At 56.8% G+C, this 20,950-nt stretch carries 20 protein-coding genes; 12 read left to right on the top strand and 8 right to left on the bottom strand.

Going from position 1 to position 20,950, the window contains the following annotated elements:
• The first annotated feature begins 13 nt into the window (after positions 1-13).
• The 6 genes from ACQG19_RS13265 to patD all read left to right on the top strand — a co-directional run bounded on the left by ACQG19_RS13265 (position 14) and on the right by patD (position 7,064).
• The gene (locus tag ACQG19_RS13265) at positions 14-1,423 is read left to right on the top strand and encodes a PLP-dependent aminotransferase family protein (protein ID WP_020689183.1); all 1,410 of its coding nucleotides are present in this window, start codon (positions 14-16) and stop codon (positions 1,421-1,423) included.
• 273 nt (positions 1,424-1,696) lie between these two features.
• Positions 1,697-2,842: a putative ABC transporter substrate-binding protein YdcS gene (gene ydcS / locus ACQG19_RS13260; protein WP_246931692.1), complete on the top strand. Its 1,146-nt coding sequence runs from the start codon at positions 1,697-1,699 to the stop codon at positions 2,840-2,842.
• Positions 2,843-2,859: 17 nt separating this feature from the next.
• The gene (locus ACQG19_RS13255) at positions 2,860-3,873 is read left to right on the top strand and encodes an ABC transporter ATP-binding protein (protein WP_246931695.1); all 1,014 of its coding nucleotides are present in this window, start codon (positions 2,860-2,862) and stop codon (positions 3,871-3,873) included.
• Between the two features lies 1 nt (position 3,874).
• A complete protein-coding gene (locus ACQG19_RS13250) occupies positions 3,875-4,819 on the top strand; it encodes an ABC transporter permease (RefSeq protein WP_047351696.1) in 945 nt (314 codons plus the stop codon).
• Positions 4,809-5,615 carry an ABC transporter permease gene (locus tag ACQG19_RS13245; protein ID WP_246931697.1) on the top strand — a complete coding sequence of 269 codons (807 nt, stop codon included), beginning with the start codon at positions 4,809-4,811 and terminating at the stop codon, positions 5,613-5,615. The genes ACQG19_RS13250 and ACQG19_RS13245 overlap by 11 nt, the downstream gene beginning before the upstream one ends.
• A gap of 24 nt (positions 5,616-5,639) precedes the next feature.
• Positions 5,640-7,064: an aminobutyraldehyde dehydrogenase gene (gene patD, locus ACQG19_RS13240; protein WP_029882933.1), complete on the top strand. Its 1,425-nt coding sequence runs from the start codon at positions 5,640-5,642 to the stop codon at positions 7,062-7,064.
• 38 nt (positions 7,065-7,102) lie between these two features.
• On the opposite strand, the gene ACQG19_RS13235 is transcribed toward patD, so the two are convergent.
• From ACQG19_RS13235 to ACQG19_RS13225, 3 genes are read right to left on the bottom strand one after another with little or no spacing between them, the layout of a single operon-like run.
• A complete protein-coding gene (locus ACQG19_RS13235) occupies positions 7,103-7,285 on the bottom strand; it encodes a DUF1869 domain-containing protein (RefSeq protein WP_023621263.1) in 183 nt (60 codons plus the stop codon).
• 4 nt (positions 7,286-7,289) lie between these two features.
• Complete coding sequence (locus ACQG19_RS13230; protein WP_047023120.1) at positions 7,290-7,643, bottom strand: DUF1971 domain-containing protein; 354 nt, start codon at positions 7,641-7,643, stop codon at positions 7,290-7,292.
• Between the two features lie 27 nt (positions 7,644-7,670).
• A complete protein-coding gene (locus ACQG19_RS13225; protein WP_222168431.1) occupies positions 7,671-7,997 on the bottom strand; it encodes a DUF1971 domain-containing protein in 327 nt (108 codons plus the stop codon).
• A gap of 244 nt (positions 7,998-8,241) precedes the next feature.
• Between ACQG19_RS13225 and ACQG19_RS13220 the strand changes: the two genes are divergently transcribed.
• Positions 8,242-8,415 (top strand): GhoT/OrtT family toxin, encoded by a 174-nt coding sequence (locus ACQG19_RS13220; RefSeq protein ID WP_013096478.1) that lies wholly within the window; start codon positions 8,242-8,244, stop codon positions 8,413-8,415.
• Between the two features lie 86 nt (positions 8,416-8,501).
• Positions 8,502-9,257 (top strand): alpha/beta fold hydrolase, encoded by a 756-nt coding sequence (locus ACQG19_RS13215; RefSeq protein WP_219248256.1) that lies wholly within the window; start codon positions 8,502-8,504, stop codon positions 9,255-9,257.
• Positions 9,258-9,313: 56 nt separating this feature from the next.
• Here ACQG19_RS13215 and ACQG19_RS13210 read toward each other — a convergent pair whose 3' ends face one another.
• From ACQG19_RS13210 to ACQG19_RS13200, 3 genes are read right to left on the bottom strand one after another with little or no spacing between them, the layout of a single operon-like run.
• Positions 9,314-11,488 carry a virulence factor SrfC family protein gene (locus ACQG19_RS13210; RefSeq protein WP_246931700.1) on the bottom strand — a complete coding sequence of 725 codons (2,175 nt, stop codon included), beginning with the start codon at positions 11,486-11,488 and terminating at the stop codon, positions 9,314-9,316.
• Positions 11,485-14,466, bottom strand: coding sequence for a virulence factor SrfB (locus ACQG19_RS13205; RefSeq protein ID WP_246931702.1), 2,982 nt, complete (start codon positions 14,464-14,466; stop codon positions 11,485-11,487). Before ACQG19_RS13205 ends, ACQG19_RS13210 begins: the two co-directional genes overlap by 4 nt.
• 4 nt (positions 14,467-14,470) lie before the next feature.
• The gene (locus ACQG19_RS13200) at positions 14,471-15,817 is read right to left on the bottom strand and encodes an SrfA family protein (RefSeq protein WP_246931706.1); all 1,347 of its coding nucleotides are present in this window, start codon (positions 15,815-15,817) and stop codon (positions 14,471-14,473) included.
• Between the two features lie 283 nt (positions 15,818-16,100).
• Here ACQG19_RS13200 and ACQG19_RS13195 point away from each other — a divergent pair, with 283 nt between their 5' ends.
• Together ACQG19_RS13195 and ACQG19_RS13190 are read left to right on the top strand one after the other, a co-directional pair.
• Complete coding sequence (locus ACQG19_RS13195; RefSeq protein ID WP_246931708.1) at positions 16,101-17,699, top strand: ABC transporter substrate-binding protein; 1,599 nt, start codon at positions 16,101-16,103, stop codon at positions 17,697-17,699.
• A gap of 51 nt (positions 17,700-17,750) precedes the next feature.
• The gene (locus ACQG19_RS13190; protein ID WP_013096483.1) at positions 17,751-17,984 is read left to right on the top strand and encodes a YdcY family protein; all 234 of its coding nucleotides are present in this window, start codon (positions 17,751-17,753) and stop codon (positions 17,982-17,984) included.
• A 3-nt stretch (positions 17,985-17,987) separates the two neighbouring features.
• On the opposite strand, the gene ACQG19_RS13185 is transcribed toward ACQG19_RS13190, so the two are convergent.
• Both ACQG19_RS13185 and ACQG19_RS13180 read right to left on the bottom strand, forming a co-directional pair.
• Entirely contained in the window at positions 17,988-18,437 is a 450-nt protein-coding gene (locus tag ACQG19_RS13185) for a DMT family transporter (protein WP_246931710.1), read from the bottom strand.
• Positions 18,434-18,952: a GNAT family N-acetyltransferase gene (locus ACQG19_RS13180; protein ID WP_013096485.1), complete on the bottom strand. Its 519-nt coding sequence runs from the start codon at positions 18,950-18,952 to the stop codon at positions 18,434-18,436. Before ACQG19_RS13180 ends, ACQG19_RS13185 begins: the two co-directional genes overlap by 4 nt.
• A gap of 150 nt (positions 18,953-19,102) precedes the next feature.
• Between ACQG19_RS13180 and ACQG19_RS13175 the strand changes: the two genes are divergently transcribed.
• Both ACQG19_RS13175 and ACQG19_RS13170 read left to right on the top strand, forming a co-directional pair.
• Entirely contained in the window at positions 19,103-19,678 is a 576-nt protein-coding gene (locus ACQG19_RS13175; RefSeq protein ID WP_013096486.1) for a helix-turn-helix domain-containing protein, read from the top strand.
• A gap of 65 nt (positions 19,679-19,743) precedes the next feature.
• Positions 19,744-20,784: an NADP-dependent oxidoreductase gene (locus ACQG19_RS13170; RefSeq protein ID WP_246931712.1), complete on the top strand. Its 1,041-nt coding sequence runs from the start codon at positions 19,744-19,746 to the stop codon at positions 20,782-20,784.
• Positions 20,785-20,950: the final 166 nt, after the last annotated feature.

Genomic DNA, 20,950 nt, shown 5'->3' with positions numbered 1-20,950 from the left:
TAAGGAGAATCTGATGAAAAAATACCAGCGTCTGGCGCAACAAATTATCTCGCAGATTGAGCTTGGCGTATGGTTGCCGGGCGATAAGCTGCCTTCTCTGCGAGAGCAGGTGGCGAGCAGCGGCATGAGTTTTATGACCGTGGGCCACGCGTATCAGATGCTGGAAAGTCAGGGGCGCATTGTCGCCAGACCGCAGTCGGGCTATTACGTTGCCTCGCGCCCGACCGCACAACAGCCAGCGCCACCTGCACAGGTCATGCGCGACGAAGCGGTGGACATCAACACCTATATCTTCGACGTTCTGCAGGCCAGCCGCGACCCGTCGGTTGTTCCTTTCGCTTCCGCTTTTCCCGACCCGCGTCTTTTCCCGCTTCAGCAACTCAACCGCTCGCTGGCGAACGTCAGCAAAACCGCGACGGCGATGAGCGTGATTGAAAACCTGCCGCCGGGTAATGTCGATTTGCGCCACGCCATTGCCCGCCGCTATGCACAGCAGGGGATGAATATCTCACCGGAGGAGATCGTGATCACCGCAGGCGCGCTCGAAGCGCTGAACTTGAGTCTCCAGGCGGTGACCGAGCCGGGGGACTGGGTGATTGTTGAAAACCCCTGTTTCTACGGCGCGCTGCAGGCGCTGGAACGCCTGAAGTTGAAGGCCCTGTCGATTGCGACGGACGTGCGCGAGGGGATCGATCTCAATGCGCTTGAACAGGCGCTGAATGACTACCCGGTCAAGGCCTGCTGGATAATGACCAACAGTCAAAATCCGCTTGGCTTTACGCTCAGCCCGGAGAAAAAAGCGCAGCTTGTGGCGCTGCTGACGAGGCACAACGTCACGCTGATTGAAGATGATGTCTACAGCGAGCTCTATTTTGGCCGTGAAAAGCCGCTCCCGGCGAAAGCATGGGATCGTCAGGACATGACGCTGCACTGCTCCTCGTTTTCGAAATGTCTGGTGGCCGGTTTTCGTATCGGCTGGGTAGCGGCGGGTAAGCATGCGCGGCGCATTCAGCAGCTTCAGTTGATGAGCACGCTCTCTACCAGCTCCCCGATGCAGCTGGCGCTGGTGGATTACCTGGCGACCAAACGCTACGACGCCCATCTTCGCCGCCTGCGACGCACGCTGGCCGAGCGTAAACAGCAGGCGTGGCAGTCACTTTTGCGCCATATGCCGCCGGGCGTCAAAATCCATCATAACGACAGCGGCTACTTTTTGTGGCTGGAGCTTCCGGCACAGCTGGATGCAGGACTGTTAAGCGAACAGGCGTTACGCCATCACATCAGTATTGCCCCAGGCAAGATGTTTTCCACCTCAGATGTCTGGACACCTTTTTTCCGTTTTAATACCTCCTGGGCATGGGGAGAGCGGGAAGAGCAGGCCGTTATTCAGTTAGGGAAATTAATCAGCAGCATGTTGAAATAACGATTCCGGTCTCTCGCTAAATAATCATTGCTTATCTTTTTGCCGCCGCGGCGACCATTTTGCCGCGTCGCATCATACGAAATCTGCATACCACCTCTCACGCCTAACCCCTTGTCTATAATCCAGTTAACGGGGAATGCGCCCTCGGTCACACCTTGATGAAATTTCCTTAAGCCGCACGGTGCGGGGCATTTGCGCGGTCTACGTTTAATGAGGGAGATATTTTTACGGCACGGCTGCCGCTAAATTTTCATTGCGACTGGAGTAATGTTTATGAGCAAAAAATTTGCCCGCAGCAGCCTGTGTGCGCTTGGTATGGCCATAATGACCGCGCAAGCCGCCGAGCCACCGAAAGCGATTGGCGACGGAGAGGGTCGGCTGGATATTATTGCCTGGCCGGGTTACATCGAGCGGGGACAAACGGATAAAAATTATGACTGGGTAACCCAGTTTGAAAAAGAGACCGGCTGTGCGGTAAACGTCAAAACCGCCGCCACGTCGGACGAGATGGTGAGCCTGATGGCGAAAGGCGGGTATGACCTGGTCACCGCGTCCGGAGATGCGTCGCTCCGTCTGATTATGGGCAAACGCGTTCAGCCGATTAACCCGGAACTCATCCCCAACTGGAAAACCCTCGACCCGCGCCTCGTTAAAGGTGAATGGTTTAATGTGGGCGGCAGCGTCTACGGCACGCCGTATCAGTGGGGGCCAAACCTGCTGATGTACAACACCAAAACCTTCCCGACACCGCCGGACAGCTGGAGCGTGGTGTTTGTAAAACAGGACTTACCGGACGGTAAAACCAACCAGGGCCGCGTGCAGGCCTATGACGGGCCGATTTACATTGCCGATGCGGCGCTGTTTGTGAAGGCTACTCAACCCCAGTTGGGTATTAACGACCCCTACCAGCTGACGGAAGAACAGTACGCAGCGGTTCTGAAAGTGCTACGCGCTCAGCACGCCCTGATCCACCGCTACTGGCATGACACCACCGTACAGATGAGCGACTTTAAGAATGAAGGCGTGGTGGCGTCCAGCGCCTGGCCATACCAGGCGAATGCCCTGAAAGCCGAAAACCAGCCGATCGCGACCGTCTTCCCGAAAGAGGGCGTCACGGGCTGGGCAGACACCACTATGCTTCACGCGCAGGCAAAACACCCGATGTGTGCTTACAAATGGATGAACTGGTCGCTGACGCCAAAAGTGCAGGGCGATCTGGCGGCGTGGTTTGGCTCTCTGCCGGTGGTGGCGCAAGGGTGTAAGGCCAGTACGCTGCTGGGTGAGAAAGGCTGTGGAACCAACGGTTACGACGCCTTTGACAAAATCAAGTTCTGGAAAACCCCGATCGCCGAAGGCGGCAAATATGTGCCTTACAGCCGCTGGACGCAGGATTACATCGCCATCATGGGTGGCCGTTAATCATCCGGGAGCAGAACATGACGTACGCGGTAGAGTTTAATGACGTTTCCCGTCTGTACGGCGACGTACGGGCGGTGGATGGGGTGAGCATTGCCATTCGTGACGGGGAGTTTTTCTCCATGCTGGGGCCGTCGGGCTCCGGCAAAACCACCTGCCTGCGGCTGATCGCCGGTTTTGAACAACTCTCCGGCGGGACAATCACAATCTTCGGTAAAGAAGCGAGTGAGCTTCCTCCGTGGGAGCGAGACGTCAATACGGTGTTCCAGGACTACGCGCTGTTTCCGCATATGTCGATTCTCGATAACGTCGCTTACGGGCTGATGGTCAAAGGCATCGACAAGAAAAAACGCCATGCACTGGCGCAGGAGGCGCTGGAAAAGGTCGGGCTGAGCTTTGCCATTGCACGCAAGCCGTCGCAGCTTTCTGGCGGCCAGCGTCAGCGCGTTGCCATTGCGCGTGCGCTGGTCAATGAACCCCGCGTGCTGTTGCTGGATGAACCGCTGGGCGCGCTCGATCTGAAACTGCGTGAACAGATGCAGGTCGAGCTGAAAAAACTTCAACAGGCACTCGGGATCACCTTTATTTTTGTGACCCACGATCAGGGGGAAGCCCTGTCAATGTCCGACCGGGTCGCCGTTTTCAACAACGGACGCATTGAGCAGGTGGATACCCCGCGTGAGCTATACATGCGTCCGCATACGCCGTTCGTGGCCAGTTTTGTCGGCACCTCGAACGTTTTCGATGCGGCACTGGCGCAGAAAGTGTGCGGCATGGAGGGCGCTTATTCGCTTCGACCGGAACATATCCGACTCAATGAGAGCGGTGAGGTTCAGGTTGAAGGCGTGGTTCAGGCTGTCCAGTATCAGGGTGCGGCAACGCGCCTGGAGCTGAAACTTGCCGGGGGGGCAAAACTGCTGGTGAGCCAGGCCAATCTCAGCGCGGACACACTGAACACCGGCGTTGAGCCGGGGCAGGCGGTGCTGGCTTCATGGTCGCGCGACGCCATGATCCGCCTGCATGAGGAAGGGTGAAATGGCGATGAGCGTCTTACATCCTCCCGCACCGCGCGGTACCCTAAGCCGCATTACCGCGTATTTCTGGCGCCAACCGTCGCTGGGGATATTCCTGCTTCTGCTGGCACCGCTAATGTGGTTTGGCATCGTCTATCTGGGATCGCTCCTTACGCTGCTGTGGCAGGGCTTTTATACCTTTGATGACTTCACCATGTCGGTTACTCCGGACCTGACGCTGGCGAACATTCAGGCACTTTTTAACCCGGCAAACTACGACATTATTATCCGTACGCTGGTGATGGCGATTGCGGTCACCCTCGCCAGCGCCATTCTGGCCTTCCCGATGGCCTGGTACATGGCGCGTTACACCAGCGGCAAATGGAAAGCGTTCTTCTATATTGCCGTTATGCTACCGATGTGGGCGAGCTATATCGTCAAAGCGTACGCGTGGACGCTACTGCTGGCGAAAGATGGCGTGGCGCAGTGGTTTCTCAGCCATCTGGGGCTGGAGCCGATTCTGGTCTCTGTTCTGACGCTCCCGGCGATTGGCGGGAACACGTTATCGACCTCCGGGCTGGGGCGGTTTCTGGTCTTTGTCTACATTTGGCTGCCGTTTATGATCTTGCCCGTGCAGGCGGCGCTGGAACGGCTGCCTGCCTCGTTGTTGCAGGCCTCTGCCGATCTCGGTGCGCGTCCGCGTCAGACCTTTCGTTATGTTGTTCTGCCGCTGGCGATCCCGGGTATCGCGGCGGGCTCGATATTTACCTTCTCTCTGACGCTCGGTGATTTTATCGTGCCACAGCTGGTAGGGCCGCCTGGCTATTTCATTGGCAATATGGTCTATGCCCAGCAGGGGGCCATCGGCAATATGCCCATGGCCGCCGCCTTCACCCTGGTGCCGATTGTGCTTATCTCGCTTTATCTGGCGTTCGTGAAACGTCTGGGAGCATTCGATGCACTCTGAACGCGCACCGTTGTTCCTGAAAGTGGCCGCCTGGGGCGGGGTGATCTTCCTCCATTTCCCCCTGCTGATTATTGCCATCTACGCTTTTAATACTGAGGACGCGGCCTTCAGCTTCCCGCCGCAGGGGCTGACGTTGAAGTGGTTTAGCGTGGCGGCGGGGCGTGGCGACATCATCGATTCCGTGACGTTGTCACTTAAAATTGCGACGTTAGCGACGGCTATTGCTCTGGTACTTGGCACGCTTGCTGCGGCGGCGCTGTGGCGTAGCGCGTTTTTTGGCAAAAACGCCATTTCGCTGTTGCTGCTGTTACCGATAGCGCTGCCGGGCATCATCACCGGTCTGGCGCTGCTGACCGCTTTCAAAACCATCAATCTGGAGCCTGGTTTTTTTACCATCGTTGTCGGGCACGCCACGTTCTGCGTGGTGGTGGTGTTTAACAATGTGATTGCCCGGTTCCGACGCACCTCCTGGAGCCTGGTTGAAGCGTCGATGGATTTAGGGGCCGATGGCTGGCAAACCTTCCGTTACGTGGTCCTGGCCAATCTTGGGTCGGCGCTGCTGGCCGGGGGCATGCTGGCGTTTGCTCTGTCGTTTGACGAAATTATCGTCACAACCTTTACCGCGGGACACGAGCGCACGTTACCGCTGTGGTTGCTTAACCAGCTCGGACGTCCGCGTGACGTGCCGGTCACCAACGTGGTCGCACTGCTGGTGATGCTGGTGACAACCTTCCCCATTCTGGGAGCCTGGTGGCTAACCCGCGACGGCGAGAACAGCGCCGGGAGCGGGAAATAACATTGATTTCAACGGGACAATGCTATGCAAAAAAGACTGCTGATTAATGGTGAACTGGTGAGCGGCGAGGGGGAAAAACAGCCGGTCTATAACCCTGCCACCGGAGAGGTTCTGCTGGAGATTGCTGAAGCATCAGCCGCGCAGGTCGACGCGGCCGTGCAGGCAGCCGATCGGGCGTTCGCACAGTGGGGGCAAACCACGCCCAAAACGCGTGCCGAATGCCTGCTGAAACTGGCTGACGTTATTGAAGCGCATGCGGACGAGTTTGCCAGACTCGAATCCCTGAACTGCGGTAAGCCGCTGCACTGCGCGCTGGGCGATGAGATCCCCGCGGTGGTCGATGTGTTTCGGTTCTTTGCTGGCGCGGCCCGCTGCCTGAACGGACTGGCGGCGGGTGAGTATCTGGACGGGCATACCTCGATGATCCGTCGCGATCCGGTCGGGGTTGTCGCCTCCATCGCCCCCTGGAACTACCCGCTGATGATGGCGGCGTGGAAGCTGGCACCGGCGCTGGCCGCCGGGAACTGCGTGGTCATCAAGCCTTCTGAGATTACGCCGCTGACCGCCTTAAAACTGGCCGAACTGGCGAAGGATATTTTCCCGGCTGGCGTGCTGAACGTGCTGTTCGGGCGCGGAAAAACGGTAGGCGATCCGCTGACCGGGCATGAGAAAGTGCGCATGGTGTCACTCACCGGCTCAATTGCAACCGGGGAGCACATCATTGGCCATACCGCCTCATCCATAAAACGTACCCACATGGAGCTGGGCGGCAAGGCACCGGTTATCGTCTTTGATGACGCCGATCTGGATGCGGTCGTCGAGGGTGTGCGGACGTTTGGTTTCTACAATGCCGGGCAGGACTGCACTGCGGCCTGCCGAATTTATGCCCAGAAGGGCATTTATGCTGCGCTGGTGGAAAAACTGGGCGCAGCGGTGTCCAGCCTGAAGATGGGGGCGCCGGAAGAGGCCTCTACCGAGCTGGGGCCGCTGAGCTCGCAAGCGCATCTGTCGCGCGTCTGCCAGGCTGTGGAGGAGGCCAAAGCGCTCAGCCATATCCGCGTGGTGACGGGCGGCAGTAAAAAAGAGGGAGCGGGTTATTACTTCCAGCCAACCCTGCTGGCCGGAGCAAAACAGGAAGATGCCATTGTGCAACGTGAAGTCTTTGGCCCGGTGGTGAGCGTCACTGAATTTGACGACGAAGACCAGGTGCTGGCCTGGGCTAACGATTCACAATATGGCCTGGCCTCGTCCGTCTGGACCCAGGATGTGGGGCGCGCTCACCGGCTGAGTGCGCGTCTGCAATACGGCTGCACCTGGGTGAATACCCATTTTATGCTGGTAAGCGAAATGCCACACGGTGGCATGAAGTTATCCGGTTATGGGAAAGATATGTCGGTGTACGGGCTTGAGGATTATACCGTTGTCCGGCATGTGATGATAAAACACTAGGAAGTCATGCCCGGCAGCTTCTATTGCCGGGCGTTTTTTTACCAGCCACAAACGTCATGTTCATTTTCTGTATCGTATGCGCGAACGGTATTCACCAGATCTTTCACTACGTTTGCGGCGACATCGGGAATGAGCAACTCCATTGGGGTTTCTGTTTCATAATCCACCGAGACACCGTTACTGTTGTTGGTAACGGTCACGGTGTAAGTTGATTTGCCCACGCCGTTACTCCTTATGTGTATTGACCACTTTACCGATGCCTGCGCCCTGAAGCGTAACGTCGGGGTCGGCAAAAAAGTCGATATTGAAATACGTATCGTCAGTCAAAAGTTCAATACGGTGCCATTTTTCCGGCGGTGAGATACCAAACGATCCGGCTTCAATCACCAGCTCCAGATCCGGTTCGGTCGCGTCTGCGTCCGGGAAGCCAAAATAGCGCACCGCCCCCTGCATCACCGACAAACGGCCATATACGCTGGCTTTCGTATTATGGTGGGTGAAGAGGGCTTTGGGCGCGGTGTCTTTGTTCCAGAATGGCGTGGAGCGGGTATGAACAAAATTCTCAGGAATGCGTAGCATAATGGTTTCCTCTTAAGTGTCAGGTGCTTAAAGCGATTTCAGCACCTCTGGCTCGACGAAAAACTCGATATTAAACAGCGTGTCGTTGGTCATCACCTCGATGTGATGCCATTTCTCAGGCGGAAAAACACCGAAATGCCCGGCCTCGATAATCAATGTGCTGTCAGGCTCGGGAGTCAACGCATCGGCATAGCTTAAGTAACGCACGGCACCCTGCATCACGCTCAGCCGAGGATAAATGCCCGGACGGGTACCCGTGTCGAGATGACGCTGAAAAATTCCGGCGGGGGCGGTGTCTTTATTCCAGAATGGGGTGGAACGGGTATGAATACAGCGCTGTGGAATACGTAGCATGTTGCCTCCCATGAATATCTGTCTTTATTAGACTCCTAATCGTGAGAGGGAATTTGTCAAAATGTGCATTTAAAATACATCTTATTAATGAATGTTATTGCCAGACCTTATTGATTGTTATGTAAGATACTCATTTGTTATTAGCCTTAATATTTAAGTGGTTATTGTGTAACGAAAAAACTTGATCTGTATCAACATATGACGCATATTGCGTGCGGTTATTTTTTCGGCTCTGGAATACAGAATGACGTTGTATCAAAAGATGTTGGTTTTTTACGCAATCATGGCTTCTATCTGCGCATTAATCACCTGGTTCCTGTCTAAAGATCGTAAACGCATCCGCCTGCTCAGCGCGTTTCTGGTAGGGTCGACCTGGCCGATGAGCTTCCCCGTTGCGCTGCTGGTCTCGCTTTTCTGAAGCACGCTTCCATTTTTAAACGATGAACATGGCATTCCCGCTACGATAGCTGTATAAATAAACAGTGCATCGTAAAAGGAGTGCTTATGAACAGTTTTTACTCGCAACATGCGGGTTGCACCGTCCGCTGGCATGATTTGCCCGGCACCGGCGATCCCGTTGTCTTCATCCACGGATTGGGCTGCGCCTCGTCCTATGAATATCCCCGCGTCGTTCGTGACCCTCAGTTTGGCGGGGGCAGAACGATTCTCATCGATTTACCCGGCAGCGGTTACAGCGATAAGCCTGAGCACTACAGCTACAAAACTACCGATCAGGCCCGCGTTGTGGCTGAACTGATGGATCATCTCAAGCTCGATGCCTTCTGGCTGTACGGTCACAGCATGGGCGGCAGCATCGCCATTGAAGCGGCGGGGCTGCTGGCATCGCGTGTTAAAGGGCTGATGGTGTCGGAACCCAATTTTCATGCCGGGGGTGGGATGTTCAGCCGCTCGATTGCCGCACAAACGGAACAGCAGTTTCTGGAACAGGGATATCAGGCCATGCTCTGTGCAGAAAAAACGGCTTGGGCCGGGTGCCTCCAAAGTAATGCACCTTATGCTGTCTGGCGCGGCGCATCGAGCCTGGTGGCGGGCGTTGAGCCAGACTGGGAAACGCAATTTCTGTCGCTGCCTTGCCCGGTGACGTTGATTTTCGGCGAGCTCTCTTTGCCGGATGACGATGTGGAGCGCCTGAAGCAGAAGGGCGTTGAGGTCAAAATCATCCCTGCTGCGGGGCACTCGATGTCGTGGGAAAACCCGTCGGCACTGGCGCAGACGTTAGCGGAGTGTATGGCGGCGTGATTATCGTTGCGAAATGTTGGCCGGGTAAGCGCAGCGCCACCCGGCAACAAAGACTGCTACATGATTAAAGCCTGTAATGCCCGACGTGCGTCAGGCTGAACATCATGCGGGTGCTGATAATCAATGTTCTCTATTGCCCGGCTATAGAGGGCAACCAGCCAGTCGTATACGTATGCGGTGGCCGCATGGACAGGTTGTTCCCCCAGCTGCGTCAGGCGCGGCGCAGCGCTGCTAACCACGGGCGTAACAAAGATTGCCTGCCCCTTACGGATACGGCTTGCCGGACGTTCAGCAACAGGCGTCTGGTCGTAACCCAGCCAGCCAACGAAATTACCTATCACCGCATGCAGCTGTGCGGCGCTGCTCTTGTCGGTTTCGACAATACGCTGAAGCTGCTGAGGCAGGTTAAGACGGTAGCTGGCGACCACCAGAACCTCGGCAATTTGCTGTAACACCGCAGGCTCAAGACCCAGGCGTGTGGCCGCTGCGTCATTGCGACTCCACTGGCGCAAATGGTTCATCCACACTTTATGCGCCAGGCGCGCTTTATCTTTTGTCTGGAACGTGCTGGCACTTTCCTGCGCATTATCGGCAAACAGATCGATGGTATCCGTAAACAGACCGTTGACCTGCTCCTCGCGCGGTTGCTGGACGGCCAGAAGCGTTTCGAAGGCTTTAAGCGGAGGCAGAAGCCCTTCGAGCAATTCGCCGTGGCGGGCAGCGCTGCTTTGCAGGGTACGAACCATGTTCTCGGCCTGAGTTCGTCTTGCTGCAGGCTCCTCAACCAGTGGTGCCAGATAGCTGTGCATTAAAGCCGACAGATCCTGGCGCAGCGCCGTTTTCAGCGTGTTGAGACGTTTCTGTCGCTGGGCAGGTAACGTGGCCTGAGACAGCCACTCGATGACGCGCTGCATGCTGTGGCTGTCCAGCGCCTGCAGCGTGCCCCAGCGCAGGCCCGGTTTACCCAGCAGATGCTGGACCGCTTCATCGAGGTTTTGCCGGGTGGTAAAACGCGCGTCGTGAGGCGTAATCGCCCACACCAGACCCGGCAGGGCTGATTCCTCCGCAGGCTGCGTCTCTTTGACCCAGTTCATCAGTACCTTTGCTTTTTTTGCCGTCTGGTCGTGCTGCGCGGCCGCATTGCAGATAACCAGCACATCTGGCTGCAGCTGCTGGCGATAGTGTTCCAGCAGCCACTGACATTTGGCCTGGCTTAGCGGATCGGCGCTGTTGTCTGCAAAGACCGGGATATCAATAATATCGACGTTATCCAGCGCGCTGCTCTCGACAGGCAGTACCAGTTCACGCGTCAGGAATGCCAGTACATCGACGGGGAGGCTAATAGCATTAAGCATCTCGCCGTTGTTCAGGGGATGCAGCAGCGTCTCCTGAGCGTCCGGAAGGGTAAAGGTGCCATGGGTCAGGAAGCCTTCGCCAGGCAGACCAAAGTTATCCACCAGCAGGCTGAGCGGGGCGGCAAGTTCGCTGGCGTGGCTGGTCTGGTGCAGAACATGGGCGAGCTTTAACCACTGCTGGGTCAGTTCCTGTTGCTCACCCCATAAAAGCGACCAGACGCTGGCCCGGGTGGTGAGGTCAAGCGATGGCACCAGTTGCGCAAACTGATGCCACAGCACATCATCAATTTGCTGTCTGGCGGCAGGTACCGTGCTCTGCCAGAAGCGGGCAATCGCGCCCACTTCCTGCGCCGTTATGCCCGGTACACCCTGCGGCTGACGCAGGCCGCGCCACTTCTCAAGGCGCGTCTCGATAACGGCCTTATCCACGGCGCGGATCTGCGGGTGTAAGGTGGTGCGGGCAATAAACAGCTGCACCAGCTCGGCCTCGGTGACCAGGCTCAGACGTAGCGGGAAAGCCTCATCGTCCACTGCCGCGCTTTCAGTGGTGAAACGCAGTGCCATGTTGGTCAGGGCATGTCCCGGGTTGATATGTGAGAAGTAGTCGAACGTGCGTTGCCCGGGAATAACGTTCAGCCGCCCGTTACCGTTGCCGCACAGGGACAGCAACAGATGCGCTTTGGCGCTTTGGGAGTGGCCATACAGACCAATGCTGCTCCGCCGGGTCAGGGCCTGTTCAATGGCCTGCTCCCGCGCCTGCGCCGCATTGATACGGGCCAGCAGGGCGTCGGCATCGTTATCCAGCACCGGGGCGTGCAGGCGCGTCTCGTTAATCCACCCGATTAAGGCCTGCGTGGTGGTCATCGTTGCACTCATTTCAGGTATACACTCCCGCTGTCGATCCAGTAGTGGCTACCGCTATGACGGCGATCGGCCAGGGTATTCAGTTTGAAGGTTAAGGCGTCAGGTGGGACAGGGGTTCCATCCTGCAGCCAGGCGTCGCTCAGCTCGAAAGATTCCGGGCCTTCGTGCTTGCTGCCTCCGCAGAGCTTAAGCCGCACGTTCAGCACGCCGTCGCCAGCAATCGCTTTGGCCAGTTCCGCCGAGTTGATACTCAGGGTGTACAGCGGCGTCGCTGGCCAGCGTGCGTTCGCCAGCTGGCGGAAGCCAAGCGTGACGTTCCCACGCAGCGGGAAATGCAGGCGGGCGTCGAGTTTTGCGCCAGGTTTATCCAGGTCGATATCCTCATACCAGACGTTCTCCTCACGCAGCGTGTTAACGGTGTTATCCAGCACGCCCAGATAGCGCACGGTGGAATAAGCGCCAATATCGGCCGCCTTAAAGTTAAAGCGCGGCAGACGCAAATCGAGCGCCAGGCTGCAGAGCATGGCCCCCACGGCGGCGGTCGATTTCGGGTTGCCGATGCGACCCTGCTGGCTGAACGGATACCACTCATGAACCTGGTATTTATCCAGCCATACGATGCGATTAACCGGCACGGGCTGGAGATGGCGGATCAGCGCCTGCACGCCCGGCAGGCACCCCGGACGACCGGTGATCAGCAAAATATCGCAGCTGTAATGAGAGATCGCTTCGCATACCGCATGGAGCGGAGAGGCCAGGGTGAACTGACCTGCCAGCATCGCATCCTGCATTTCGCGGAAATTCACATGCAGCGGCACGGCAAACAGGTCGAAGGCTTCAGAGCCAGCAGGCAGAGCGTGGTCGACTGCCTGCTGCAGGTAGTTCATCACGTTGCGGGTCGGCTTCTGCTGCAGCAGATCGCCAAAGGTGGCATGCAAACCGGCCAGCGGATCGTCAATGTCGCTGGATTCCCACGCGGCAAGGATCGCATGACCGATCGGCATAAAGAGCTGAAGTGCGGTCTGCTGGCGCAATACCGCCTGGGTATCAATACGCCCGGAGTCACCGAACAACGACGCCATCAGCAGAGACGCGTCCGCAATGCCGGACTTCTGCAACTGCGTTTGCAGGGCTGGCAACACATAGCGCTGGATAACGTCCAGCAGCGTGTCGTCGCCGGCCACTTTAAACCCTTCGCGGAAGAGAAGCTGTGGCGTGATTTTGACGTTATTCCCGGAGCCGTCATCCAGCTGATAGTGGGTGATCGCCATATCTGTGGTGCCGCCGCCAATGTCGATAGAAGCGACGCGCAGCGCGCGACCCGGCTGGACACCAGGCTCAGGTTCACGATCCGGGCGGGCGAGGGAGGCGAAGAAGGCTTCCGTCTGACCACCAAAACGGGAGATCGCTTCGTTGTAAAGCCAGACCAGTTGCCCGCAGCTCGCTTCATCCCACTCCATCTGGATCTCAGGCACCGGCACCACGCTTTTATCCTGCTGCTTGCGGGTGGCAAAGTCTTCATCCTGCGGATGCCATCCCATCGCTTTCCAGACGATGGCAATAGCTTCAAACATGCGGCGACGGAAGATCTCGCGCTCCTGCTTCGGCATCGCCGAGGGCAGTGTGAGGATCAGCGTGCGCAGCTGGCGCGGAGACGCCGGGAAGCCCAGACGCAAGCGCGTGGCGACGCTGTTGATCTGGCCCAGCGCCTGTGCCAGCAGCTCGCACAGCATATGGGTCATCAGGGTGCTGCGGCTGTACTGCGGGGAGAAAACCGGCAGACGCTCGTCCTGGGGCAGCGTAAACAGCGGTTCGCCGTCATCATTCATCAGGTTCATCAGCGGGAACGCGGTCGCCAGCGGCTCGCGTTGGGTTTTGCTGTTCATCTGGCTGAAACGCCAGTCCTGCACCACCGGCGTCTCATCCCACAGGTAGCGACGCGGGCTGGAGATACCGCTGTTACCTTCGGTCCCCAGACGCTGCATGGCCAGCTTACGCGCCTCATCGCCAACCCGGACAATAGAAGGCCAGACGAAGGCATCCTCGCGACCGCTTTCAACCGAGAAGTGCTGTTTGCCAAAGCGAGCTTCCGAGAACTCCAGGCGGCTGGTAAACAGGGGCTCATTGAGGAACTGCGGCTCGCTTAAAGAGCGCACCTGCAACTCGGCCGTCTGGCGCAGACCGTCGTTGGCGTCGCCGTGATCTTCAATAATCACGCCGCAGGTATGGGTGTTGCCCACGTCGAGGATCAAATCGACCGGAATGGCAGGCGTGCTGAGCGTATGGGTGACAAATTTGACTTCCGGCACGGTGAGTTGTTCACCAAGCATGGTCAGCACATTCAGCCAGTGTGCCTGATACTCAAAGCTGCGCATGGCCTGCTGCAGATCGCGTTCTGAACGGTGTTCAACGTCCGAGGCGTACTGCGTGAACGCTTCGCGCAGCCAGCCGTCTATCCACGTCTGGTCGAGGAAATTTTCTACTTCGGCATCGCGCCAGGCCAGCGCGAAGCGGGTCCCGTTGAGGATGTCGTTTTCCACCGGCGACAGCGCGGAGGTGGCATGCTCCGCAATCTGGCTGTCGAGGGCGAGGGTGACGCGATGGGTGTTGCCTGCGGTGTCCGGCGTCTCCAGCTTGCGGACCTGAACGCGCGCCCAGTTGTCCGGGCCGTCAACAAAGGTACGCGGGGGATTGAAACGCAGGAACGGAACGGGGAGCCAGACGCCATCCAGCACGGCCAGGGACTGATGCAGCGCGATGGTTGTCTCAGGCTTGACCACCTCAGGCTGGCCGCCGTCCGTGCCGGGCAGGGTGTAACGCCCGTTAACCAGGTCGAAATCAAGGCGCAAAAGCGGGCCGTTCGCGGTTTTACGCACGAAACGTCCATTGCTGGCGGTGTCCTGCGGGGTCAGGCCGAAATCGAGGAACTGTACACCGCTGTTGGCAATAAGCGTAACGCTCTGTTTATAGTCGCAAAGATTTACCAGCATAGGATCAGGCACCTGCTTTCTTAAACGTCAGTGGAACGACGGTTTTTGCATCATAACGGGCATTGCATTCGGCGACATCGCTGGTGCCTGCTTTACAGGAGACTTCCGGCATCGGGTAGCGGGAACCGTCTGTGCAGCGTGCATTGCCGCGACTCTTAATCATCAGCTCGCCATTGCTGTGCAGGCCGGAGAAAACCTCTACGCGGCACACAACGTTATCGCCATACACAACACGGGCGAAGCCTTTGTTGTTCTGGATCTGATAGCGCAGTGACGGCGGTTTGCCGGTCACCGGATCTTTTACGTCAAGAATGGCGCGCCAGGTGCCGTTCAGGAAACGCGTCGAGCCCGCTTTGACCTGACCGGCCTCCATGACCATGGCATCTTTCGGGATCGCGGCAATCACCACCGGGGCAGACATCGGAGCGGGATCGGGTTCCTTCGCTTTACTCTCTACCACCTCAGCCTGATGCAGCGGCAGGTTCATCGCCAGTGGTTCAACCGCTTTAATCGGTTTTGGGGCAATCGCCACGGGTTGCGGTGCCGGGGCGGCGGCTGGCGCGGGCTCTGCCGAAGGGGCCTGTTTTGGCCACAGCAGCGGGGCGGCAATGGCGGCAACGATCACAGCGGCAACCGGCAGCGACCATAAGGGCACGCGACGCTTTTTCACGACGGGCGCAGGAGCAGGCTCTTCAACAGGCGGCGCAACGGCTGGCGCGGGCTCGGGCTCATACAGCGCTTCCGGCGTAATGCGCACAACCGTGGCCGGGGCGATCAAAGGTTCGTCAGCGTGTTCAAAGGTGACGGCCGGGGTCGGTTCAGGTTCCGGTTCAGGATCTTCAATCACCACCGGCGCGGGCTCAGGGATCAGCGATTCGCGCAGGCAGTCGAGTACGTCATCGCGTGCATTTTCGTTCAGGTTTACAAATCCCCAGAACGCAATGACCGGTTTACCGTCGACCAGATAAAGGAAATTTTCGCTCGGGAACTGGAAGGCTTTCGACAGCAAGGAGCCAAAAAGCTGTTGTGCGGTTTTAGGCGACTGGAGGCATTTCTTACTCAGCGATTCAACGCTGGCAAGGGTATTTTCCAGATAGCGCAGGGCACGAAAACGGTCATCTTCAGTGGCCGTTTTCCAGCTGGTGACGCTACCTTCCACCGGGGAGTACCAGTCCACGCGGTCACCGCCGTCGTTGACCTGCGGAATGGCCAGACAGTCGACAATGGCCTGCTGTTTGCGCAACCGGAGTGCTTCACGTATTTGCAACGCTGATTCAAAAACGGCTTGTCCGCCGCCGCCAACGGCCTGAAAATCATCCAGATTACCGCTGCGTAAAAGAGTTTTTGCCACGATTTGATCCCATATACTTCTTCACACCGTTACTTTAACGAAACCGGAAAGCAAACAAACGGAGGAAGAGACGCTAAAAGCGCCGATTTCTTGCGGCATAGATCGTGACGGTTGTGCTTGACGGATAATGGAACTTAAGACAAATCGCCTTTTTCGGCACTGGCTGTAAAACCAGCGAAAAACGCGGCTTTAGAATAACCTGATAGTGTTTCGTTATTTGCCAGCTTATAGCGGCTGTGCTGTTATTACTGTCCTATATAATAAAACTGTCAGGGTTATAACCATGTCTACAGGGAAAACACTGCTCGCCCTTGCGCTGAGCGCTATTTTACCAGCCGGTGCCGCATGGGCGGCAAACAACGACACCCTTATTTACTGTTCTGAAGCGTCCCCCGAGTCGTTCAACCCGCAAATTGCCAGCTCAGGCCCGTCATTCGTCGCCAGCTCTCAGGTACTCTATAACCGCCTGATCAATTTCGACCCGGTGAAAAACACCCCGGTTCCGTCTCTGGCGGAATCCTGGACGATTTCACCGGACGGCAAGACCTATACCTTTACGCTGCGTAAAGGGGTGAAGTTCAACAGCAACAAATATTTCAAACCTACGCGCGACTTTAATGCCGATGACGTTATTTTCTCGGTCATGCGTCAGAAAGACCCTAAACATCCGTATCACAATGTGTCGCAGGGCAATTACGAATACTTTAACGACGTCGGCCTCGATAAGCTGATCCAGGACGTTAAAAAGGTCGATGATTATCATGTTCAGTTCACCCTCAGTGAACCGAACGCCGCTTTCCTGGCCGACTGGGGCATGGATTTTGCCTCCATTTTGTCTGCCGAATATGCGGATGCGATGCTGAAAAAAGGCACGCCTGAGAACGTCGACACCTGGCCAATCGGAACCGGCCCCTATGTACTCCAGCAGTACAAGGTGGACTCTCTGATCCGCTATGTGGCTAACCCGAACTACTGGGAAGGCACGGTCCCGACCAAACACCTGATCTTCTCCATCACGCCAAACGTGGAGACCCGTCTGGCGAAACTGCAAACCAATGAGTGCCAGATCATTCCTGCGCCATCTCCGGTGCAGTTTGACGTCATTAAGAACAACAAAGACCTGACGCTGCACTCCGTCGATGCGCTGAACGTGGGGTATCTGGCGTTCAATACCGAGAAAAAACCGTTTGATAACGTGCTGGTGCGCCAGGCGCTGAACTACGCCACCGACAAAAAGGCCATCGTTAACGCCGTCTTTATGGGCTCCGGTACGGTCGCGAAATCTCCAATTCCGCCAAATATGATGGGCTTTAATAAAGATCTGAAGGATTACAGCTACGACCCGGAAAAAGCGAAAGCCCTGCTGACGCAGGCCGGACTGGAGAAGGGCGTGGAGGTCACGCTGTGGTCAATGCCGGTACAGCGTCCGTACAACCCGAACTCCCGCCGTATTGCCGAGATGATCCAGAGCGACTGGGCGAAAGTGGGCGTGAAGGCCAAAATCGTCTCTTACGAGTGGGGAGAGTATCTTTCCGGAATGCGTAAAGGCGAGCACGACTCCGCGCTGTTCGGCTGGATGTCGGATAACGGCGACCCGGATAACTTTGCCGATGTGCTGCTGGGCTGCAATAGCATCAAAACCGGCTCCAACGCTGCGCGCTGGTGTAATAAGGATTATGATGCCCTGGTGCAGAAAGCCAAACTGACCAGCAACCCGGACGATCGTGCGAAGCTGTATAGCCAGGCGCAGGAGATTTTCTATCAGCAGGCGCCGTGGATTGCGCTGGCAAACGGCAAAACGTTCTATGCAACCCGCAGCAACGTCACGGGTTACAGCGTGAGCCTGATGGGCAGTGATTTCTCAAAAGCGAAGCTGAACTGATTGTGTGCCCGGTAAGCGCAGCCGCCACCCGGCAACGGAAAAGGAGTGACAATGTCACATTTAAACGAAGTTATCGCCCGTGTGGATGCCGCGATTGACGAAAGCGTCATTGCGCATATGAACGAACTGCTGATTGAACTGAGCGATGATGCTGAGCTGAGCCGCGAAGAACGCTATACCCAGCAGCAGCGCCTGCGTACCGCGATTTCGCACCACGGTAAGCAACATAAAGAAGAGATGGAGGCGCGCCAGGAGCAGCTCACCAAAGGCGGCGTTATTCTGTAATGTTCAAAACTGGCGTCGGGCCACCAGCCACGCGCCCACCACCAGCATTACTGCACCGAACACCGGGCCGATCAGCGCCCGCAGCGGGATGCCATGGCTTTTTAGCACGTCCATTATCAGCCCGCCGATGAGCTGGCTTGCCACCAGCACGGCGATGGTTGTCGCCGCGCCAACATTCTGGTAACCGCTGATGCTGGCAAAAACAAAAAATGAACCCAGCAACCCGGGGATCAACGTCCACCAGCGCACCGTGGATGCCAGCTCACTAAACCCCGCGACCCCTTGTTTAAACAGCAGAATGCTGACAAACAACACAATGCCGACCAGCGAGTTCAGCAGCATCGCAATGAGTATGGTGGAGGAGGACTGGGTGATGCGCACCATCAGGGTATTTTGCACCACCAGGCCAATGCCCGCCGCCACCAGAAAAGCCAGCGTCAGTGATTGGTTCATTTAATCGCATCCGGATCGCTGCGCTCATCAAGCTGCAGCTGCATAAAGGTTAAGTCCAGCCAGCGGCCAAATTTGGTGCCCACCTGCGGCATCTGACCCGTTGTAACAAAGCCAAGCGTCTGATGAAGATGGATGGAGGCGTGGTTCTGCGCTTCAATCCCCGCCACCATCACATGCTTGCCGATGTCACGGGCTTCAATAATCAACGCCTTCATCAGCATACGGCCAATGCCTTTGCCCTGGTGATCCGGGTGGACGTAAACCGAGTGCTCTACTGTATGACGAAAACCGTCAAAGGCGCGCCAGTCGCCGAAGGAGGCATAGCCAGTGATGATGCCATTCTCTTCGCTTACCAGCACCGGATAACCTGCGAGGGTGCGGGCCTCAAACCATGCGATACGGTTATCAGTATCGACCGTGGTATCGTTCCAGATCGCGGCGGTGTGCAGCACCGCGTGGTTGTAAATTTCACCAATAGCGGCGCAGTCTTCTTTGCAGGCATGACGAACGATCATGATGGAACCCCTGAATGTGTTGTTTACTATGTTATTACGTTATTGCTACGATATTACACAACAACCCGGACAGATGGCTACGGTATAAGCCCGATTTTTTTGTTATTAAAACCTCATTGAAATACCGTTCATACACTATAGTATGACGTCATGAACACCATAACAGACACGATGAATCAACGGATTAGCGCAAGAATTCGCCTTGAACGCGAATCACGCGGATGGTCGCTGAGCGAACTCGCCGATCGGGCAGGCGTCTCGCGCGCCATGATCCACAAAATTGAGCGCGGCGACAGCAGCCCGACGGCAACGCTGCTTGCGCGCTTATCCGGCGCGTTCGGCATCAGCATGTCAACGCTGATAGCAAGAGCGGAGATGCAGGAGGGTAAACTGCTGCGCCTTGCTAACCAGCCCGTCTGGCGCGATCCGCAAACCCATTACCTGCGCCGCCACGTTTCACCGCGCACCGATCTGCCCATCGATCTTGTCCAGGTTGAACTGCCCGCCGGAAGCGATGTGCCGATGCCCGCATCGTCCTATGCGCTGGCCCGCCAGCTGATCTGGCTGCAGTCCGGGGAGCTGGTCTTTCAGGAAGGCGACACCCGCCACGAAATGCAGGCCGGGGATTGTCTGGAGCTCGGGCCGCCCAATGACTGTCGGTTCATTAACGAAACCAATGAACCCTGCGTCTATCTGGTGGTTCGTCTTAACCAGTCTGGCTCGTAATGTTAAGGCGCTCAGGCGGATCATGAGCCAGGATCAATGGACATCTGTACCATAAGGAGTCTCTGATGAATCAATCTGTTTCGCAAAATCGTCGCTGGGTACTGGCTTCGCGTCCACACGGCGCGCCGGTCGCGGATAACTTTCGTCTCGAAGAGCAGCCGGTTCCGGTACCGGCGGCAGGACAAGTTCTGCTGCGTACGATCTGGCTTTCGCTTGACCCGTACATGCGCGGCCGCATGAGCGATGCGCCATCCTATTCACCGCCGGTTGAAATTGGTGCGGTGATGGTCGGCGGAACGGTCAGCCGCGTTGAGCAGTCAAGTCATCCGGATTTTAAAGCAGGGGAATGGGTGCTGGGATACAGCGGCTGGCAGGAGTACGACCTCTCTGACGGCAGTGGTCTGGTCAAACTGGGCGAAAATCCCTCCCATCCTTCCTGGGCGCTGGGCGTTCTGGGAATGCCGGGCTTTACCGCCTATATGGGGCTGCTGGATATCGGGCAACCCAAAGCGGGTGAGACTCTGGTGGTTGCCGCGGCAACGGGGCCTGTAGGTGCGACGGTTGGGCAAATTGGTAAAATCAAAGGCTGCCGGGTCATCGGTGTGGCCGGAGGCGCAGAAAAATGCCGCCATGCCGTTGAGGTGCTGGGCTTTGACCAGTGTCTGGATCATCATGCCGATGATTTTGCCACGCAGCTTCAGAACGCCTGCCCGAACGGTATTGATGTCTATTATGAAAACGTTGGCGGTAAGGTCTTTGACGCCGTGCTCCCGCTGCTTAATACCTCCGCGCGGGTGCCGGTATGTGGTCTGGTGAGCGGCTACAATGCCACCGGTCTGCCTGAGGGGCCGGATCGTTTGCCGCTGTTAATGGGCACCATCCTGAAAAAACGCATTCGTATGCAGGGTTTTATCATCGGCCAGGATTACGGACACTGCATCAAAGAGTTCCAGGAAGAGATGGGGCGCTGGGTGCAGGAGGGTAAAATCCACTATCGTGAACAGGTGACCGACGGGCTGGAAAACGCACCGGATGCGCTGATTGGCCTTCTGGAAGGCAAAAACTTTGGCAAAGTCGTGATTCGCGTCGCGGCAGACAATAAATAAACAAGATTATGGCGGGGTAACCCGCCATATTTATTTGTGAAGATACGATATATTGTCTTTAATTAAACCTACACAGCTTTCGTGCCTTCCTTGCGGATGAGCCAAAGAGCGATAAAAAACCGTGTTTGTACTTTTTGATGTTTATACGCATTTCCCACCACCAGGC

Origin of the sequence: Enterobacter cloacae complex sp. 277I4 (assembly GCF_050031465.1) — a bacterium.
In the GTDB taxonomy this organism is placed as follows: Bacteria; Pseudomonadota; Gammaproteobacteria; order Enterobacterales; family Enterobacteriaceae; genus Enterobacter; species Enterobacter cloacae.
The sequence above is the reverse complement of the archived record's forward strand: the minus strand, read 5'-3'. Positions and strand labels throughout refer to the sequence as shown.

Bases quoted from the DNA above. Each gene is read 5' to 3' on its own strand.
- ACQG19_RS13265 (WP_020689183.1), top strand. From the start codon at position 14: ATGAAAAAATACCAGCGTCTGGCGCAACAAATTATCTCGCAGATTGAG.
- ydcS (WP_246931692.1), top strand. From the start codon at position 1,697: ATGAGCAAAAAATTTGCCCGCAGCAGCCTGTGTGCGCTTGGTATGGCC.
- ACQG19_RS13255 (WP_246931695.1), top strand. From the start codon at position 2,860: ATGACGTACGCGGTAGAGTTTAATGACGTTTCCCGTCTGTACGGCGAC.
- ACQG19_RS13250 (WP_047351696.1), top strand. From the start codon at position 3,875: ATGGCGATGAGCGTCTTACATCCTCCCGCACCGCGCGGTACCCTAAGC.
- ACQG19_RS13245 (WP_246931697.1), top strand. From the start codon at position 4,809: ATGCACTCTGAACGCGCACCGTTGTTCCTGAAAGTGGCCGCCTGGGGC.
- patD (WP_029882933.1), top strand. From the start codon at position 5,640: ATGCAAAAAAGACTGCTGATTAATGGTGAACTGGTGAGCGGCGAGGGG.
- ACQG19_RS13230 (WP_047023120.1), bottom strand. From the start codon at position 7,643: ATGCTACGCATTCCTGAGAATTTTGTTCATACCCGCTCCACGCCATTC.
- ACQG19_RS13225 (WP_222168431.1), bottom strand. From the start codon at position 7,997: ATGCTACGTATTCCACAGCGCTGTATTCATACCCGTTCCACCCCATTC.
- ACQG19_RS13220 (WP_013096478.1), top strand. From the start codon at position 8,242: ATGACGTTGTATCAAAAGATGTTGGTTTTTTACGCAATCATGGCTTCT.
- ACQG19_RS13215 (WP_219248256.1), top strand. From the start codon at position 8,502: ATGAACAGTTTTTACTCGCAACATGCGGGTTGCACCGTCCGCTGGCAT.
- ACQG19_RS13210 (WP_246931700.1), bottom strand. From the start codon at position 11,488: ATGAGTGCAACGATGACCACCACGCAGGCCTTAATCGGGTGGATTAAC.
- ACQG19_RS13205 (WP_246931702.1), bottom strand. From the start codon at position 14,466: ATGCTGGTAAATCTTTGCGACTATAAACAGAGCGTTACGCTTATTGCC.
- ACQG19_RS13195 (WP_246931708.1), top strand. From the start codon at position 16,101: ATGTCTACAGGGAAAACACTGCTCGCCCTTGCGCTGAGCGCTATTTTA.
- ACQG19_RS13190 (WP_013096483.1), top strand. From the start codon at position 17,751: ATGTCACATTTAAACGAAGTTATCGCCCGTGTGGATGCCGCGATTGAC.
- ACQG19_RS13185 (WP_246931710.1), bottom strand. From the start codon at position 18,437: ATGAACCAATCACTGACGCTGGCTTTTCTGGTGGCGGCGGGCATTGGC.
- ACQG19_RS13180 (WP_013096485.1), bottom strand. From the start codon at position 18,952: ATGATCGTTCGTCATGCCTGCAAAGAAGACTGCGCCGCTATTGGTGAA.
- ACQG19_RS13175 (WP_013096486.1), top strand. From the start codon at position 19,103: ATGAACACCATAACAGACACGATGAATCAACGGATTAGCGCAAGAATT.
- ACQG19_RS13170 (WP_246931712.1), top strand. From the start codon at position 19,744: ATGAATCAATCTGTTTCGCAAAATCGTCGCTGGGTACTGGCTTCGCGT.